The following is a 493-nucleotide window of genomic DNA, read 5'->3' on the forward strand; positions in this document are numbered from 1 at the left end:
ATTGGTCCAAAGATTATGGAGCGTTTGGAAGCTATTGCACCAAACCTTGATTTAACCGTAGATTTTGGTTGGTTATTCTGGGTAGCAACGCCACTATTCCTATTGCTTGATTTCTTCTATGGCATTGTATTGAACTGGGGTTTTGCAATTATTCTAGTGACTGTTTGTGTTAAGGCTTTGTTCTTCAAGTTGTCGGCTGCAAGTTATCGTTCTATGGCGAATATGCGTCGGGTAGCACCTAAGCTACAAGCTTTAAAAGAACAGTATGGCGATGATCGTCAGAAGATGTCTCAAGGAATGATGGAGCTCTATAAGAAAGAGAAAATTAATCCTCTTGGTGGTTGTCTGCCTATTCTTGTTCAGATGCCTGTATTTATCGCTTTATACTGGGTTTTGATGGAGAGTGTTCAATTACGCCATGCTCCATTTATGTTCTGGATTCACGATCTATCGGTAATGGATCCTTACTTCATTCTGCCGATTCTGATGGGTG

1 protein-coding gene is annotated in these 493 nt (G+C 40.8%); it reads left to right on the forward strand.

Annotated features, from left to right (window positions below):
• Positions 1-493: YidC/Oxa1 family insertase periplasmic-domain containing protein (locus A3735_RS09015; protein WP_156499550.1), on the forward strand; the 493-nt coding region annotated here is incomplete at both ends.

The sequence above is a fragment of the Oleiphilus sp. HI0061 genome (assembly GCF_001635675.1).